The organism is Zhongshania aquimaris (assembly GCF_019312595.1).
Classification (GTDB): domain Bacteria; phylum Pseudomonadota; class Gammaproteobacteria; order Pseudomonadales; family Spongiibacteraceae; genus Spongiibacter; species Spongiibacter aquimaris.
In genome coordinates, this window is sequence record NZ_JAHWDQ010000006.1 from 122,523 (window position 1) to 138,669 (window position 16,147).

A 16,147-nucleotide genomic window follows, 5' to 3' on the forward strand; every position below is an offset into this window, starting at 1 on the left:
GGAAAAGAAAGCCTCAATATGGTTTAATGGCGGCCGCACTTCAGACCACGCAGGCAACTCAAAGAATGACCCAAAATCTCAGCGCTCTCTCGCAAAATGATGACTTCCTGACCCGCCACATTGGCCCAGACGACAGCCAAACTGCCGCGATGCTACACGCAGTTGGCGCCAAATCACTCGATGAGCTGATCCAACAAACCGTGCCGGCGTCGATTTTACGGGGCGATATGCCGCTGCCCGCCCCGCAAAGCGAAACTGTAACACTCAGTAAATTGCGCGCAATCGCCGCAAAAAACCAAATCGCGCGCTCTTTTATTGGCGCGGGATACCACGGCACCATTACGCCGCCCGTTATTTTACGCAATGTGCTGGAAAATCCAGGCTGGTACACAGCCTACACGCCCTATCAGCCAGAAATCGCCCAAGGTCGCCTAGAAGCTCTGCTTAACTTTCAGCAAATGGTCATCGACCTCACTGGTTTGGAACTCGCCAACGCCTCATTGCTAGACGAAGCGACCGCTGCAGCTGAAGCGATGGCCATGTGCAAACGATCTGCACGCAAAAACAAAAGCAACGTATTTTTTGTCGATAAGAGCTGCCACTCGCAAACTATCGCCGTATTAAAAACCCGCGCACTTCCTTTGGGGCTTGATATTGTTGTGGGCGACGCCGCAAGCGAGCTCGCCAACACCCCCTGCTTTGGCGTATTGTTGCAATACCCCGCAAGCGATGGCACCGTCTCTGACTTAACAGACATTGCCAATCAAGCTAAGACCCAAGACGCGATGACCGTTGTCGCCGCCGATATTATGAGCTTGATTCTGCTCTCACCACCCGGCGAGCAAGGTGCTGATATTGTGGTCGGAAGTGCACAACGCTTCGGTGTGCCGATGGGATTCGGCGGCCCTCACGCCGCATTCTTCGCAACCCGTGACAGTTTCAAGCGCTCCATTCCTGGACGCATTATCGGGGTATCTGTCGACAGTCGCGGAAACAAAGCACTGCGAATGGCAATGCAAACTCGCGAACAACATATTCGCCGAGAAAAAGCCACGTCCAATATTTGTACCTCGCAAGCCCTGCTCGCCATTATGGCGGTGTTCTACGCCATCTATCACGGCCCCGAGGGACTGAAAACCATCGCCCTGCGCATCAACCGTATGACGGGGATCTTTGCCGCTGGCATGGCGCAACTCGGTTACACGAGCAATACCGCGTTTTTCGATACCGTCTCAATTAATACCGGCGACAAAACCAATACCATTGCCAACCAAGCCGAGGCCGCATTACTTAATTTGCGACGCGGTGCAGACCACCTAGGCGTTAGTTTCGACGAAACCACCACGGCTAACGACATAGAACGTTTATGGCAGATTTTTGCCGGCGACAAAGCGATACCATCGGTAGACACGATTGACCAAAGCCTGGAAGACACCCCCGGCATTCCGGCAGGCTTGCAGCGCAAAAGTAAGTTTCTTCAACACCCTGTGTTTCATCAGCACCGCTCTGAGACAGAAATGCTGCGCTATATGAATCGCCTGGAACGCAAAGACATCGCCTTAAATCACTCGATGATTGCACTGGGTTCATGCACCATGAAGCTCAACGCCACCGCTGAGATGATCCCCATCACGTGGCCAGAGTTTGGCAATATGCACCCCTTTGCGCCGCGCAGCCAAGTCGGCGGTTATCTGCAATTGATAGACGAGCTCGAACAGCAGCTCATGGCCTGCACCGGCTACGACAAATTTTCAATGCAGCCCAACGCCGGCTCACAAGGCGAGTACGCAGGCCTACTGGCGATTAAGCGCTACCATGAAAGCCGCGGCGACAGCGCCCGCGACATCTGCCTAATTCCCAGCTCAGCACACGGCACCAACCCCGCCTCTGCGGCGATGGCCGGTATGCGCGTTGTTATTGTCGGCTGTGACGAACTTGGCAATGTCGATATTGACGACCTGCGCCAGAAAGCCGAACGCCACGCAGATCAACTGTCGGCCCTGATGGTGACCTACCCATCAACCCACGGGGTTTTCGAAGAAGGCATCCGCGAAATTTGCGACATCACCCACCAATACGGCGGCCAGGTCTATGTCGACGGCGCCAATATGAACGCGTTGGTTGGGCTTGCCGCACCGGGCGAATTCGGCGCCGACGTATCGCACCTTAATTTGCACAAAACCTTCTGTATTCCCCACGGCGGCGGCGGCCCCGGCATGGGACCCATCGGCGTTAAAGCGCACCTGGCACCGTTTTTACCGAACCACCCGGTCTTCCCGGTCGAGGGTTTGGAGCAGGAAAACGACACGGTATCAGCTGCTACCTATGGCAGCGCGGGTATTCTGCCAATCTCATGGACATACATTTCTTTAATGGGGGCAGCGGGTTTAAAGAAAGCCACCCAAATTGCCATTCTCAACGCCAACTATATTGCCACCCGCCTGAACGAGCACTACCCGGTGCTTTACACTGGACGCAATGGTCGTGTTGCCCACGAATGTATTATTGATTTACGCCCGCTCAAAGAAAGCACTGGAATCAGTGAAGAAGATATCGCCAAGCGCTTAATGGACTACGGCTTCCACGCCCCCACCATGTCCTTTCCTGTGCCCGGCACCTTGATGATTGAGCCAACCGAAAGTGAATCTAAAATGGAATTGGATCGCTTTTGCGAAGCGATGATTCACATCCGCCGCGAAGCTGGCCGCGTTGAGAGCGGGCAACTACCAGCAGATAATAATCCCTTAGTGAATGCACCGCACACCCTGGCGGATATCATTACTGACTGGGATCGCCCCTACTCACGTGAAGAAGCAGGCTTCCCTGTTGCCAGCTTACGGGACAGCAAATATTGGCCTACCGTCAACCGAATCGACAACGTATTCGGTGATCGCAATTTAATTTGCTCTTGCCCACCCATAGAAAGCTATATCCAAGACTAAAATCATGCCCTCCTTGAGGGCATAATTGTTTCTAAGCATCGATTTTTGCTGCCTTTTTCAGGGCAAAAGCTTTTTTTCATGACTAGATCACAGAAATTTTCACATTTTTAGCTCTAACATGGCAGCTTCACCGCACATTGTGTTGTTTTTAGGAATAACATCCGTGAAACTACGTACAGAATAAGTTTCACTATTTTTCGCGATTGTGTTTCAGCTAGTCTCTCCCGGAGGGGAATAAATGAAAACGAAAATTTTAGCCTTATCGTTGACACTTGCAGCGAGCTTACTCGTTGCCTGCGGTGGCGGTGGCGATGCCCGCAGCCCAGACCGCCCAAACCCAGGATTAGATCCAAGTTCACTCAGAATAGATTTCCCCCTCGGAAACCAACTTGCAGGTACTGGCACCAACAGCATCCCAGTTAGAATGCTAGCGCTTCAAACCGATGGCGTCGAAATAAACTTGGGGCCAGAACTCAACGTGACCCGCGACACCCAATGGTCATTAAGCGGCACCTCAGATAGCCTTGCCGTCGCAGATCTAGCAGACGAAGTAAGAGACGCGGGTCAACTCCGTGAAGTGTTGGACATACTCAGCACAGTAAGACTTGCCAGCACCGACACGTTGAAAAACCTCAACATTATTGGTCGCTATAATTTTCAAGGTACGCCATACACAATCACCGAACCCTTTACGATTGTTCCACCTGTTGTTAGCGGACCAAAATACATCAGCGGGCAAACCGTTATCACCTTTAACCCTGCTGCCACAGGATCGAATCAAACCGCAAATTACCAGCTATTACAAAACCTGCAGGGCTTGCCAGGAGTAACAGAAAACTCTACTGCCAATGCCACGTTCTGCGCCGATAACAGCAATTTCGTATTTGGCCCCACGCAAACGCCAACGAACGGTAATGCGTTTGCGCCAGCAACCATCACCAATCCATTTACGACTACCGGCCCATCTCAAATTGCCCTCACTATCACTGCAATTGAAAAAGCAGAGGGTATTACTTGTGGCTCTGAGGGTGCCGTGGTCATTGCGACTCTACCGATTACCCTGCTAGCAGCGACCGCAAATAACCTTGCGATTTGTGTCGTGGCCAACCCAGCGGCAGACGCTTGTAGCGGCCCTTCACCAGAGCTACAATTTTTCAACACCCAATATCTCAGCAGCTGTAAAGGCTTGCTAGACAACTCTGAAGTTCTTCTACCTGCAGCGCAGCGCATACAATTAGTTGCTGAACTTAAGTACACCAACCCGAACAACCCAGGAGCGGTGTTATTTACTTCATATCAATGCTCCGATTCTGAGCTACTGGCTTGGTCCGCAGATCCAACCACAATTTTCTCGGAAGGCCCTGACGCAGTGGACGGTGACGCATCATTGATCAGTCAAGCTGATTTCGCTGCGCTTCCAGAGACAGACAAATTGAGCGTTGCCACAGGAAGCTACACAAAGGACGGAACAACGCTTACTGATGACCTAAATTTAAAGCTAGTCAACGCGGAAGTAAGTGCGGTGACGATTGTACGCGCCGACGGCGAAATGCCAGATGACGATATCGATACCATATTCTTAAACGTGTTCAATGATGGTATTGACTACATCGCGATGTGTACCTTTGTTGATTTTGACACGACAGAAACTATTCGCTGCCCTGCGGCCCTAGTTGACTGGTCAGTGGACAAACCAACAATTTTATCTGTTAACCCAGCGGAAAAATCAAATACTACTTCCGCAAGCCCTAAAGAAGGCGCTCAGGTTACTGACGCAGAGCTAGTTATTCTAAAAGCGACATACAAAGGCAGCCTTGGAAATAAAGTTGCTACCCGCACTATCAATGCCATTGATGACGAGGTCGTTGAACTTCATCTCTATCAGGCTTCAAATGGCAGCTCACCAGACGAGATCTCAATCGACGAGTTTTCTTGTGTAGGTCGCACCGATTTAGTGGGTACTGTCGCTGACGGCGAAACCTACCTTCGTGGCAGTCAACGCTTCTATGCTTTCGCCCTGTTTGAAAGTGGTGAAGAAGACATGAGCCCCGCATTCTTGGCGAACCCAAGAGCAGCAGGCTCGCCACTCGTGGACGTAACCGATCGCGAGCGCCTTATCTTCTCAGCGCTCCCAGGCTACTGGTCTGGTAACGCCAGCAGTTCACCTAGCTGCGTATCAACGGCGGCTCCCGGAATCCCCGGTGCAGATGAATTACCTGGTTTAGATCAACTACCCGGCTTCGATCAACTACCTGGTTTTGATCAAATCCCTGGTCTACCTGCAACATCGAGCACGCCTGCTGCGAGCTTCAGCGGTGCAGAAAGTGAAAAAGGCGTCCTTCAATCGCGCGGCCTGCTGCGTTTAAGCACGGTATGTGTGCAAGCATTTATCGACAGCGATGACGACGGCTTTACCGAAGGTGATTTCGTTACAGAGGAAGGTTCTACTGTTCTGGTACTCCCTGCCGCTGACGACGACCTGCTTACCTACTCGAATGAGCTGTGCGAAACGCTTGAACCAGTACTGACCTTGGGTGGAAACTTCCCTGGCTTGGAAGGTCCTGGCATCGTGCTCCCACTGGTATACACCCTCAGCACCGTTATAGACCCGCTTCTAACAGCATTAGCTACTAACGACGACGGCGGCCAGATTCCTGGCGAAGAGATTGTGCAAGCCCTCATTACTGGTGAGTTCTCAGTGATCAATGACATGATTCCAGACAGCCCAATTGGCGGCCTAGGTCAGGTAACAAATGCCTTAGTTGGTGAAGGTGCCCCGTTAAGTCCTGTCATCGAAGCACTAGATGCCTGCGTGGTGGATCCACTCACCACTGTTGTCGGTACTTTACTGGATGCCATACTAGGTCTAAATCCTGGCGCATTTGGCGAGTTAACCGGTATTGATTTTCAGGACTGCCAAGACGTATTCGGAGCCTTCGCTATCCCTGAGCTTCCCGGTGGCGGCGGTTTACCCGACTTACCAGGTTTACCAACACCTTAGTAAAAAGAATAAACGCGGCCGCAAGGTCGCGTTTTAATATGTGCTAGAAACATGGAGAATATGTGAATGAGTCAACTGCGTAATATAACGCTTGCTCTCGCTGTAGGGTGCAGCGCCTTTTCTGCTTTTGCAGCGGATGACGAAGAAACGGTAATTGATAACCGCTGGCGCATGCACGGCATGCTAGGCTCTACAATTGCCGATCAAAGTGACTTCGATTCAGGGAATGAAGGCAAAATTGGTATTGGTAAGCCAATTAGTTCCTACGTTATGTTCGATACTCACATTAACTACGGTGAGTTTAAAAACTCCAAAAACGACACCTATAGTCGTACCGCCGGTGGCGTAGACTTACTATACTTCCCGCGCGGCGCATTCATGTTAGATGCCGACCCAGTTCAGCCCTATTTAGGTATCGGCCTGACATACCATGAAGTTGAGTACGAAGCACCGGGCATTACGGCCAGTCAATCAGACTACGGCAGTGACGCGATCGCCGGTTTTACTTATGAACTGGATACTGTCGCCATACGCGGCGAGGTGCGCTACCAGCTAGATTCTATTAAACGTCAAGCACCGTTATTTCCAGATGACGACAACTTCTATACCTATGCATTATTAATTGGTATATCAGTACCGTTTGGCGACAAACCACTGCCCTATAACTACGACTCTGACGGCGATGGCGTGCCAGACCGTTTAGACAAATGCCCAAATACACCGCGCGGCACACCGGTTGATTCTACCGGCTGCCCACTCGATAGCGACAATGACGGTATACCAAACTTCCGTGACCAGTGCCCCAATACACCACCAGGTGCACGAGTTAACGTAAATGGTTGCTCTATCGACGACGATGGTGACGGCGTACCAAACGATATTGACCAGTGCCCGAATACCCCACGCGGCGTGCCTGTAAATGCACAAGGCTGCCCATTAGATAGCGACGGCGACGGCGTACCAGATAAGATCGATCAATGTCCTGGCACACTGCCTGGCTTGAAAGTGAACTCACGCGGCTGTGTTATTTCACAAACCGTTGAGCTGACTGGCGTGCATTTTGAGTTCAATAAATCACGCTTGATGCTGGATTCACAAACCATTCTACGCAAGGTCGCGGAATCACTCGCAAACGAACCTGACGTCAGCATTATAATTATGGGCCACACCGACTCTGTCGGCAGTGATGCTTATAATCAGAAGCTGTCGCAAGAGCGTGCGCAGTCAGTGGTAAATTACTTGGCTACTCAAGGTATTTCACCTTCGCGTCAAACAGCGAAAGGCTACGGTGAAAGCAAGCCAGTGGCTGACAACAACACTGACGAAGGCCGTGAGCGCAATCGTCGCGTTGAACTACAAGTTATCAGTCCGAATAATTAAGACTGATACACTCTGAATAAGGGCGGTTTTTACCGCCCTTTTTTACGCCCCTAATTTCTTAGCTCGACACGCCTTAGTTCAACCTGACTATTCAATATCAGTAAATAAATCCAGCTGCTGCTCGGCACCACCCTCAATTGAATTACTACCCCCAGAACTCTCTTCATTACTCGCAAAGCGCACTCCGATGCCTATCAGGCGCAAAGGCGACGCCATCCTAGCCCAAGCTTCCTCGAGTAATTGTTCAAATAGCACACTCGTTAAGTCGCCCTCATATCGCCTATCAATTGTCGTTTGGCGAAAATCATCAGATTTTAACTTTACAAAAGCACCACTAAATTTCTTGTCGCCTCGCCGGAGCAGTCTTGTTTCAAGCTCAAGTAATAGCGGAGCGACTCGGCTCTTCGCCGCGTCGACTCCGACAATGTCCTGCGCAAAGGTTGTTTCGACACTGAGCGATTTTCGCTCTCGATGCGGCTTTACTGCACGCTCATCAATACCTCGGGCATAATCGAACAACTGATGGCCAAATTTACCAAACAAGCCAAGCAACTCATTCAAGGATTTTTGTCGTAGATCCGCACAAGAAAAAATGGCCTCTGTCGCCATCCGAGCTGACATAACCTTTCCCACACCGTGAATTTTTTTTACGGGCAAGCTCAGTACAAACTCATCAACCTGCGAGGGCGTTATTACCGTTAGTCCATCCGGCTTATCCCAATCACTGGCCACTTTGGCTAAAAACTTGTTCGGAGCCACCCCCGCCGAAATCGTGATCCCAACCTCGTCGCGAACCTGTTGACGTATCGCCTCCGCAATGCGCGTTGCACTGCCCTGAAACGCATCACAATCGCTCACATCCAAGTACGCTTCGTCTAAGGATAGGGGTTCTATTTGCTCGGTGTATCGGCTAAAAATGGCGCGTATTTGCAAAGCAACTTCGCGGTACTTGTCCATGCGGGGCGTGAGAACGATCAAATCTGGGCATCGTCGCAAGGCGCTTGCAGTTGGCATCGCAGAATGAATACCGAATGCTCGCGCTTCATAGTTACAAGTGGCGACTACGCCTCGGCGCTCTGCCGCTCCGCCAACGGCAACTGGACGACCTTTTAAGCTGGGGTCATCTCGCAACTCCACCGAAGCATAAAAACAATCGCAGTCGCAGTGAATAATTTTACGCAAAAACCACCACCCATTACACACGCACTTATAGCTGTATAAAAGCACAGTAAAATAGCAAATACCACCACGGAAGTCACCCGTGATTATGCGTTATACTAGCTCCACTGTTGGCAATCTGGATCGTTGAAAATGGCAATTGGCAGTTGGACACCCGAGAATGAAAAAAGCGCACTCTCAATAGATTTACAATGGCTGCAACGCTGCATTGCGATTAGCCGCGAAGACCGCCTAGAAGAATTGCCTGCGCTGTTTACCGATGAAGAACAGCAACGCTATGGCGTGTTTATGCGAGTGAGCCAAGATCAGTGGCAACAGGCAGCGGTAGAGCTTAGCAATGACGATATTCTAGCGCTGATACGCTTTTTTACCCGCGCAGAAAAACTCATTAGCGGCTGGGATGCCGGCAAAGAGTCCCCGGCGATATGGCTAGCTAAAGTGCTGCGCAAGCGTGGCGAAAAACTGGATCGTGATATGCTCCTATGGATTCGCAACAATACCGACAATCGCTTTATTCCCAACGGTGGTCTTTAATAGCCTCCCCCGATAATAAACTTATTTATCGGGGCTCTTATTAACAAAACCAGCCAATTGTTCCGCACTAGCTTCTTGCTGAAATTCAGTCTTCCACTGAGCGTAAGGCATACCATACACCCGCTCTCGCGCCGCTTCGTACTCAATGCTAAAAGATTCTTGCTCTGCGGCGGCGACATACCATTTCGACAGGCAGTTGCGGCAAAAGCCGGCTAGATTCATCAGATCAATATTTTGAACGTCCTTGCGCTCATCCAAATGTGCTAAAAGACGTCTAAATACCGCCGCTTCTATCGCATCAGTTTGTACTTTATCCATCGCTCATCTCCATATATCAAAGTTTCACTGTGTATTATCGCAAAGTTTGCTATGTTATGACTGTTACAAGTAGTGAAGTTCGTCGATTAATCATCATAAATACGTTTACCGAGGCTCGCTGATATGACAAATAAGAAAATGGATCCCGTTGCATTGATCCGCAAGGAAATTGAATCTCTAGAATCCAAGGTTGAACAGCTGCGAGATCGCTTAATGGCCGATGCCAATAAAGCAATCGACAAGGCAAAAGCTCAAGCCGAACGCGCCCGCGAAAAATTAAAATCCGAACAAGAAAAGCTTGGTGATTTACAGAAAAAAGCCAAAGCCAAAATGGACAGTCGAATTCAAAAACAAGTAGATCGGGCTCACTCAGCAGTAAATGGCGCGAAAGAGCTCGAACTTGATGCCAAAGCCGTCATGATTATGGCGAAGAACCAACTGGCTGAACTAAAGAGCGACTATCAACGCGCCAAAGCATTAGCAAAGGCAGCACAAGATGCCGCGAAAAGTTTCGATAGCAAAACAAAAGCGGCTCCCAAAAAAGCCGTAGCTAAAAAGACAGCGTTGAAGAAGGCCGCTGTCAAAAAAGCTCCAGTGAAGAAAGCAGCTGTGAAGAAAGCGCCGGCCAAGAAAGCACCAGCGAAAAAAGTTGCTGTTAAAAAGGCACCCGCCAAGAAAGCCGCAGCTAAAAAGGCGCCTGCAGCAAAAGCCGCCACCAAAAGTAGCTAAATTTAGCTATTAAGGTGAAAAAAGTGTGAGTTGCAAAGCCTCTTTACAACTCACACTTACTCTCCTGCCAACGTCACCACACTATTCAGTATTAATTGGATAAGCTGGGGTTGCCTAGTTACTCCTGTTTTCGAAAATACTGCCCGAAGATGAGACTTAGCAGTGTTGCGCGACACCCCTAAACTGACTGCTGCCTCATCTAAACTTAAGCCGTTCACCAGCCTGATCGCTAGCCGCGCTTCAGCGGGAGTCAAGCCAAATAGCGCAATAAGAACATCACTTGTGGCCTGCCGCGGCGCCATCGGGTCGCTCAAAAATACCGCTACGGCAGGCGCTGACTCACCGCTGCGGTCACTGAGCGGCAGTGGCCGTAACAGTAAATTTAGCCCCTGTAATTGCCCTACTTCAGCGATTCGAAAGGCCTTAACGCATCCGGCTAGCTGCTGATGATGAGCAGAAACAACCTCGCTCAGCAAACTCTTGAACGCTTTTTGCTCGTGAACACTCTCCAGCTTCAAACACCCCTGACGCAATATTAAACCCCGAGCACTATCAATGAACCGCCTAGCGACTGGATTCGTGCTCACTACATTACCGAGTGCATCTAGTGTCACAATTCCAACTGCCAGCTGATCGAAGGTATCAGCATACAAACTTCGCTCAGTCTCAGAATCCCGAAGCCGAGCATGTATTTGTATAGCTTGCCGCAAATGCGGCAGTAGCTGCCTACACAGGGCCTTCTCTCTGTCGCCAAAATTATCAGTGCCTGCTGGCCTTGTAACACGTAAACGTGCAAGCAAACCTTCCTCACACCAAAGATCTGCACCCAAAATATGCATCACATTGCTTGGCTGCAGGTAGCTACGAAAATATTCAGACTGCTGAAAATCCTCAGTGGCAAGGAATTCCGCAATGGTCACGACTTCACCATCGGGTAAATTGACAAAGGGATCGAGGGCAAAATAAGTCTGGTTGTATGCCTGGTAAACTCCGGGGGAAAATACAACTGAATTTAATACTACGCCTTGTTCACGCACACTGGGAGGACGCAAAAGCAAGGTCGCAAAATTGCCGTCAAGGAGAGCTCTTAGTTCACCCAGAAATTGCTGCCATGGTGGCGATTCCAACAAGCCGTGGTAAATCGAATGAATCACCGCATCGGTTTGCGAATAAAGCTCTAGATCAGCCATAAGGTGCACGGGCCACGTTGTAAAATGTGACCCGATTCTAAAGCCTCTCCGCTCCGAATTCACTACCCCTTGCTAAACGAAGCATCTAGTACTCCTTCAACATGATATTAAAGGAGTACTAGTGGGGTAAATATTCTCCACCATTTACATCAAGAGCGGCGCCAGTCACTGCACAGGCATAGTCGGACCCTAGAAATATCGCTGCTTTGGCACAGTCGGCGTCGTCAGGAATATGGCCCAGAGGAATATTTTTTGAAACTGCCGCTACCTGTTGCTCAACACTTGGGCCACCCGCATCGGCGTTCATTTGCAAATATCCCTCAACTGCTGGCCCCCACATCCATCCCATATACGCAGAATTCACGCGAATATTATAGCCACCAAGCTCCAATGCTAGATGTGAGGTTGCGCTCGCCAATGCGGCTTTCGATGCGCCGTAGCCACCCTGGGTATGTAAAGGTTTGCGGGTAACCATGGTGTTAATCATGACAATCGCGCCGCCGCCCTGCTTTTTCATTTGCGGAATAGTTTCGAGCGTTAAGGCCATTGTGCCAAATAAATTAACGTCCATTGCCGCGCGCCAACTGTCCAAATTTGCAGATTCAATGGGGCCAAATTCCCCTGGATTGTAGGCACTGTTAAAAAGCACATCAATACGACCAAAGCGGGAGATGGTTTTCTCAACTAAAGCTGCGCATTGCTGACGATCACTGATATCAGTAGCAACCTTTAGTACTTCGGTATTTAAACCTAAGGCCATGATCTCTGCCTCAGCCTCATCTAGCTTACTTGCGGTACGCGCGCACATGGCCACGGCGGCCCCTTGCTTCGCCGCTTCTACCGCTAACTCCTGACCCAACCCGGGCCCAATACCCGACACAATGACTACCTTGCCTTGTAAAAGCATAATTTAACCCTGATATTTAAAATTATTAGGAAAACAGAGTATATCTTAGCGGAGTGACCGGGAACCGGCACCACCCATTCGGACGGTGTTTCCAAGTGGCATGAAGGGCTGGAAATAGCAATTTTTTCTTGACTGGCGCGCACATCGTGATGCACTGCGAAGCGAGCAACGTTTTAGTGGCAGTAGTCAATTGCCAAGATGGCTATGCAAGATCAATAACTTTACGCATATTTTGAGAGATTGTCGTAGCAATTTGCTTCGCACGCTCTGTTTTTTGACCGCTGAAATCACGATCGGCAACATAGATGAAATAGTCTAACCATTGCTTAAAATCTTCGTCTAATAAAGCCTGTTTAGCGTTCAACTCTCGGTGAATATTCATCGTGTGCCGATGGTAGTCATTTTTACCCAATAACAGTTTTTCCCAGTACGCTCTAATGCGTGGAAAATGCTCGCGAATATCGATATTAGCAACGTCAGTAAATATCGGCGCCAAGCGATCATCGTTCAACAAACATTCATAGAATGACTCGACGAACACGGCGATATGCTCGGGTGTATCGAGATCTGGTTTGTTATTTTGCGGACTATGTGAAGACATGATACTAGCGAGATTCTATCATTGATGAGCGAGCAATATTGACGTGTCAATATTGCTCACAGATGACGACTATCGTTTCTTTCTTGCCGACTTGGCTTTAGCAAAACGCATAACGCGCTGCTTTCGTTCTACTTGCCTTTTGGTAAGCTCATTCTTCTTACCTTCAAAGGGATTTTCAGAGGTTTTGAATTCAATTTTAATGGGTGTACCCATCATCTTTAATTCGCGCCGAAACGTCTTTTCCAAATAGCGGGTGTAGCTACTCGGCACTTTCTCGGTCTGGTTACCGTGAATAACAATAATGGGGGGATTCTGCCCACCGGGATGCGCGTAGCGAAGCTTGATACGCCTGCCGTTAATCATTGGCGGCGAGTGGTCGTGCACCGCGCCTTCCAATATCGTAGTTAACATCCGAGTTTGCAACTGACGAGTCGCTGACTCATAGGCCTTTTCGACCGATTCGTAAAGGTGACCAACACCGGTGCCGTGTAGTGCAGAGATAAAGTGGATTTCGGCAAAATCGATAAACTGTAAACGCCGGTCCAATTCTTTTTTAATTTTGTCCTTTTGATCAGCGGTAAGGCCATCCCATTTATTAATGCCCACGACCACAGCACGCCCAGAGTCGACCACTTGGCCCAGCAGATGTAGATCTTGATCAACAATGCTCTCACGGCCATCCATAACCAAAATGACAACGTTGGCGTCTTCAATCGCTTTCAGGGTTTTTACAATCGAGAATTTTTCTACGGCTTCAGAGATATGCTTACGCTTACGAATCCCGGCGGTGTCGATAAGGGTATACGCTTCACCCTCTCGCTCGTAATTTATATATACGCTGTCGCGAGTTGTGCCTGGCTGGTCGTAAACTACAACGCGATCTTCTCCCAGCATTCGATTCACCAGGGTCGATTTACCTACATTAGGACGCCCCACCACGGCAATTTTCTTTCCGGTTGCCAGCGCGGCCTGTTTGTCCTCCGCCTCCTGAGGGAACTGCGCGAGCACGTCATCCATCAAGGAGCGCACGCCCTTACCCTGGGTCGCTGTCAATGGATAAATTTTCGCGGCGCCGGTTTTGTAGAACTCGGCCTTTGCCACTTCAGCGTCGGTGCCATCAACCTTATTTGCGACGAAAAACACCGGTTTTGAGCAACTGCGAATATGCTTGATTAAGCCCTCATCCGCCGGCATGAGACCGGCTCGCGCATCTAACATAAGCAAGACAGCATCGGCTTCATCGATAGCTTGTTTAGATTGCTGCGCCATTGGACCGTCAATGCCGACTTCGTCACCATTAATACCGCCGGTATCAATAACAATATAGCGGCGATTACCGTGACTGGCTTCGCCGTATTTGCGGTCGCGCGTTAATCCAGGGAAATTCGCCACCAAAGCATCGCGGCTTTTGGTAAGCCGGTTGAACAGAGTTGATTTACCGACATTGGGCCGGCCTACCAAGGCAATAACAGGAACCATAATTCTATTTAACTCTGATCAGCGCTCGGCCGAATAACAATATGTTTACTTAACGGTCTTGCAGTTTATACGCGATTAACTCACCACTATTGCCGTAGACGTATAGCAGTTTTCCATCAGCCGTCATCGGTGCGCGAAGACCATCACCGTCGACCTTGGTGCGCGCAAGCAAATGACCATCTTCCCGCGCCAACATGTGCAAATACCCTTCAAAATCGCCAACGCCGATGGCACCCTCGAAGGCAACTGGCTCAGTCAGTTCACGGCGTGCTAAAACGGTTTGCGTCCACAGTGCGCCTTGCCCGTTATCGTCGATAGCGTTTACGCTACCATCTGAGGTCACCACAAATACCTTACCCAAATTATCTGTCGCACCGACGTAGCTAGAAGTATCCTTCACCCACAATGGGCGTCCGCTACGAATATCGATCGCCATGACTTGTCCCTGGTAGCCGGTAGCGACGACGGTCTGACCGTCTTCCATCACCAACAAACGACCATCAACATCAACTAAACGTTCAATTTCAGTACTGCCCTGTGGCACGGAAATACGCTGTTCCCATAGTTCACTTCCGTTCTCGATATCAAACGCAATAACGCGACCGTTCGCAAATCCGATCATCGCGATATCGCCAACTACTTTAGGAGTGCTCGTGCCGCGCAAGGTCAAGCGTGGAACTTGAGATGCGTAGCTCCACAGCAATTTACCATCGTCAAAATTAAGCCCCTGCACTTCACCGGCATAGGTTTGCACGACTACGACACTGCCATTACTTTGCGGCGCAGCCAAAACTTCACTGTTTACTGCTACGCGCCAGACGATATCGCCGGAGATACGATCAATAGCGACAACTTCGCCATCAGATGTGCCGATGAACAGCAGCGTTCCAGATACACCCACACCACCCGCAATTCGAAGGTCGTAAGATTTTTTCCAAACCTTCTTACCGCTGGACTTTTTCAGTGCAGCCATTTTACCGTTGGACGAAGCGATAAAAATCTCATCTCCATCGATCACCGGGGTAATACGATGGTATGCCTCAGCTTGACCGTCCCCCAATGAATAGGACCATACTTCCTTTAGCTTCTTTTCTGCTTTGAAGTCAGTCAATTTAGCCGGCTCACGACTAGTAGGGTCGGAGGCGCAGGCCACCATCATCGCACTTGCCAGCAATATACTGACCGCAGAAATAAACCGCATTACTTCGCCCCCTCTACAGCAATCTTGGCTGCAGATAAGTCATTAATTTTCATTTCTAACATTGCATTATTAACCGGCGCTTCCTGCGTGCGAGCCAAGGATCTAGCACGCTGGTACGCTGCCAAGGCAGCTGCCTTATCGCCCTGTGCAAAAGCAACATCACCTTCAAGTTCCGCCGCCTCAGCCGCATAACCCGTACTGGCTAGTCCGCTCAAATAAGCAGTCGCTTTGCCGTATTCTTTTTGCGAATACAGTACCTGCGCTAAACGAATTTCAGTTTGCGCCTTTATCTGCGCACTCGGGCCCTGTTTTAAAACCCATTCGAGCTCAGCCGTTGCCGCCGCATAATCGTCGCTTTTTACCGCGTATTTCGCTTTAAACAAGGCAGCGAATTGGCCGTAACTCAGGCTCGCAAAGCGGTCTTTCAATGTATCTGCCAAATGCTGAGCCGTACTTAAACTACTGCCATCACGCTGCACGGCGGCGTCAGCTATCAACAAATTATCAAATATTGCTGAGGCTTCGCCTGCTTGCGCTTCCTGATGCCCCTGCCAGCCCCTCCAACCAAATACAATGGCCAACGCAAGCGCGATACCAAAGACAGTGGACTTTCCATTGTCTTGCCACCATCTTTTAATGGCTTCGATTTGTTCTTCTTCTGTGCGATACGTTTCCACTAAACTTCC

At 49.8% G+C, this 16,147-nt stretch carries 13 protein-coding genes; 5 read left to right on the forward strand and 8 right to left on the reverse strand.

Annotated features, from left to right (window positions below):
- Nucleotides 1–65 precede the first annotated feature (65 nt).
- The 3 genes from gcvP to KXJ70_RS17400 all read left to right on the forward strand — a co-directional run bounded on the left by gcvP (nt 66) and on the right by KXJ70_RS17400 (nt 7,323).
- On the forward strand, nt 66–2,942 hold the full coding sequence (gcvP, locus tag KXJ70_RS17390; protein ID WP_219044821.1) for an aminomethyl-transferring glycine dehydrogenase: 2,877 nt from the start codon (nt 66–68) through the stop codon (nt 2,940–2,942).
- Between the two features lie 238 nt (nt 2,943–3,180).
- A complete protein-coding gene (locus tag KXJ70_RS17395; RefSeq protein ID WP_219044822.1) occupies nt 3,181–5,943 on the forward strand; it encodes a hypothetical protein in 2,763 nt (920 codons plus the stop codon).
- Between the two features lie 66 nt (nt 5,944–6,009).
- Nucleotides 6,010–7,323, forward strand: coding sequence for an OmpA family protein (locus tag KXJ70_RS17400; protein ID WP_219044823.1), 1,314 nt, complete (start codon nt 6,010–6,012; stop codon nt 7,321–7,323).
- 87 nt (nt 7,324–7,410) lie between these two features.
- On the opposite strand, the gene dinB is transcribed toward KXJ70_RS17400, so the two are convergent.
- Nucleotides 7,411–8,505 (reverse strand): DNA polymerase IV, encoded by a 1,095-nt coding sequence (gene dinB / locus KXJ70_RS17405; RefSeq protein WP_219044824.1) that lies wholly within the window; start codon nt 8,503–8,505, stop codon nt 7,411–7,413.
- A gap of 129 nt (nt 8,506–8,634) precedes the next feature.
- Between dinB and KXJ70_RS17410 the strand changes: the two genes are divergently transcribed.
- Nucleotides 8,635–9,036, forward strand: a complete 402-nt coding sequence (locus tag KXJ70_RS17410; RefSeq protein WP_219044825.1) for a hypothetical protein — start codon at nt 8,635–8,637, stop codon at nt 9,034–9,036.
- A 21-nt stretch (nt 9,037–9,057) separates the two neighbouring features.
- On the opposite strand, the gene KXJ70_RS17415 is transcribed toward KXJ70_RS17410, so the two are convergent.
- Nucleotides 9,058–9,354, reverse strand: a complete 297-nt coding sequence (locus KXJ70_RS17415) for a DUF1244 domain-containing protein (protein WP_219044826.1) — start codon at nt 9,352–9,354, stop codon at nt 9,058–9,060.
- A 123-nt stretch (nt 9,355–9,477) separates the two neighbouring features.
- Between KXJ70_RS17415 and KXJ70_RS17420 the strand changes: the two genes are divergently transcribed.
- Nucleotides 9,478–10,083 carry a hypothetical protein gene (locus KXJ70_RS17420; RefSeq protein ID WP_219044827.1) on the forward strand — a complete coding sequence of 202 codons (606 nt, stop codon included), beginning with the start codon at nt 9,478–9,480 and terminating at the stop codon, nt 10,081–10,083.
- Nucleotides 10,084–10,139: 56 nt separating this feature from the next.
- On the opposite strand, the gene KXJ70_RS17425 is transcribed toward KXJ70_RS17420, so the two are convergent.
- The 6 genes from KXJ70_RS17425 to KXJ70_RS17450 form a co-directional block, all read right to left on the reverse strand.
- On the reverse strand, nt 10,140–11,273 hold the full coding sequence (locus KXJ70_RS17425) for a helix-turn-helix transcriptional regulator (RefSeq protein ID WP_219044828.1): 1,134 nt from the start codon (nt 11,271–11,273) through the stop codon (nt 10,140–10,142).
- A gap of 118 nt (nt 11,274–11,391) precedes the next feature.
- Nucleotides 11,392–12,180 carry an SDR family oxidoreductase gene (locus KXJ70_RS17430; protein WP_219044829.1) on the reverse strand — a complete coding sequence of 263 codons (789 nt, stop codon included), beginning with the start codon at nt 12,178–12,180 and terminating at the stop codon, nt 11,392–11,394.
- A 202-nt stretch (nt 12,181–12,382) separates the two neighbouring features.
- Entirely contained in the window at nt 12,383–12,781 is a 399-nt protein-coding gene (locus tag KXJ70_RS17435; RefSeq protein ID WP_219044830.1) for a group III truncated hemoglobin, read from the reverse strand.
- A gap of 69 nt (nt 12,782–12,850) precedes the next feature.
- The gene (der, locus tag KXJ70_RS17440) at nt 12,851–14,260 is read right to left on the reverse strand and encodes a ribosome biogenesis GTPase Der (protein ID WP_219044831.1); all 1,410 of its coding nucleotides are present in this window, start codon (nt 14,258–14,260) and stop codon (nt 12,851–12,853) included.
- 49 nt (nt 14,261–14,309) lie between these two features.
- Nucleotides 14,310–15,461: an outer membrane protein assembly factor BamB gene (bamB, locus tag KXJ70_RS17445; RefSeq protein WP_219044832.1), complete on the reverse strand. Its 1,152-nt coding sequence runs from the start codon at nt 15,459–15,461 to the stop codon at nt 14,310–14,312.
- Nucleotides 15,461–16,138 carry a YfgM family protein gene (locus KXJ70_RS17450; protein ID WP_219044833.1) on the reverse strand — a complete coding sequence of 226 codons (678 nt, stop codon included), beginning with the start codon at nt 16,136–16,138 and terminating at the stop codon, nt 15,461–15,463. The genes bamB and KXJ70_RS17450 overlap by 1 nt, the downstream gene beginning before the upstream one ends.
- Nucleotides 16,139–16,147 lie beyond the last annotated feature (9 nt).

Bases quoted from the DNA above. Each gene is read 5' to 3' on its own strand.
- bamB (WP_219044832.1), bottom strand. From the start codon at position 15,461: ATGCGGTTTATTTCTGCGGTCAGTATATTGCTGGCAAGTGCGATGATG.
- KXJ70_RS17430 (WP_219044829.1), bottom strand. From the start codon at position 12,180: ATGCTTTTACAAGGCAAGGTAGTCATTGTGTCGGGTATTGGGCCCGGG.
- KXJ70_RS17410 (WP_219044825.1), top strand. From the start codon at position 8,635: ATGGCAATTGGCAGTTGGACACCCGAGAATGAAAAAAGCGCACTCTCA.
- KXJ70_RS17420 (WP_219044827.1), top strand. From the start codon at position 9,478: ATGACAAATAAGAAAATGGATCCCGTTGCATTGATCCGCAAGGAAATT.
- gcvP (WP_219044821.1), top strand. From the start codon at position 66: ATGACCCAAAATCTCAGCGCTCTCTCGCAAAATGATGACTTCCTGACC.
- KXJ70_RS17395 (WP_219044822.1), top strand. From the start codon at position 3,181: ATGAAAACGAAAATTTTAGCCTTATCGTTGACACTTGCAGCGAGCTTA.
- KXJ70_RS17435 (WP_219044830.1), bottom strand. From the start codon at position 12,781: ATGTCTTCACATAGTCCGCAAAATAACAAACCAGATCTCGATACACCC.
- KXJ70_RS17415 (WP_219044826.1), bottom strand. From the start codon at position 9,354: ATGGATAAAGTACAAACTGATGCGATAGAAGCGGCGGTATTTAGACGT.
- KXJ70_RS17425 (WP_219044828.1), bottom strand. From the start codon at position 11,273: ATGGCTGATCTAGAGCTTTATTCGCAAACCGATGCGGTGATTCATTCG.
- der (WP_219044831.1), bottom strand. From the start codon at position 14,260: ATGGTTCCTGTTATTGCCTTGGTAGGCCGGCCCAATGTCGGTAAATCA.
- KXJ70_RS17400 (WP_219044823.1), top strand. From the start codon at position 6,010: ATGAGTCAACTGCGTAATATAACGCTTGCTCTCGCTGTAGGGTGCAGC.